This is a genomic window from Streptomyces sp. WZ.A104 (assembly GCF_002382885.1).
In the GTDB taxonomy this organism is placed as follows: domain Bacteria; phylum Actinomycetota; class Actinomycetes; order Streptomycetales; family Streptomycetaceae; genus Streptomyces.
Map to the genome: position 1 here is coordinate 1 of NZ_NWVL01000174.1, position 1041 is coordinate 1041.

1 protein-coding gene is annotated in these 1041 nt (G+C 66.6%); it reads left to right on the forward strand.

From position 1 onward, the window contains the following. On the forward strand, nucleotides 1-1041 hold a 1041-nt coding region (locus CIB93_RS36985; protein ID WP_143660148.1), incomplete at both ends, for a (Fe-S)-binding protein.

The window sequence follows — 1041 nt, forward strand, 5'->3', positions numbered from 1 at the left end:
CCACGCCCACGCCAAGGCCCCCTACCTCCTGGCAGGCGGCGGCAAGGACATGGAAGGCAACGAGAAAGCCACCGAGGAACAGCTCAGGGACGTCCCCGCGGCCGCCCTCGCCGAGGCCGAGCGCCCGCTGATCGGCACCGCCGAGGACAACGGCGTCATCGACCCCGACGTCCTGTGGTCCTGCACCACCTGCGGCGCGTGCGTCGAGCAGTGCCCCGTCGACATCGAGCACATCGACCACATCGTCGACATGCGCCGCTACCAGGTCATGATCGAGTCCGCGTTCCCCTCCGAAGCGGGCACGATGCTCAAGAACCTGGAGAAGAAGGGCAACCCCTGGGGCCTGGCCAAGAAGGCCCGCGTCGAGTGGACCAAGGAAGTCGACTTCGAGGTCCCCATCGTCGGCAAGGACGTCGAGGACCTCACCGAGGTCGACTACCTCTACTGGGTCGGCTGCGCCGGCGCCCTGGAGGACCGCGCCAAGAAGACCACCAAGGCCTTCGCCGAACTCCTCCACATCGCGGGCGTCAAGTTCGCGATCATGGGCGGCGACGAGAAGTGCACCGGTGACTCCGCCCGCCGCCTGGGCAACGAGCCGCTCTTCCAGCAGCTCGGCCAGGAGAACGTGGCCATGCTCAACATGGCCTACGGCGAGTCCTTCGACGACGAGGGCAACGTCGAGCCGGACACGAAGAAGCCCAAGTCGTCGAAGAAGATCGTCGCGACCTGCCCCCACTGCTTCAACACCATCGCCAACGAATACCCCCAGCTCGGCGGCGAGTACGAGGTCATCCACCACACCCAGCTGCTCCAGCACCTCATCGACGAGGGCAAGCTGATCCCCGTGACCCCGGTCGAGGGCCTGATCACCTACCACGACCCCTGCTACCTGGGCCGCCACAACAAGATCTACACCCCGCCCCGCGAGATCATCGCGAAGGTCCCCGGCCTCCGCAACGAGGAAATGCACCGCCACAAGGAACGCGGCTTCTGCTGCGGCGCCGGCGGCGCCCGGATGTGGATGGAAGAACGCATCGGCAA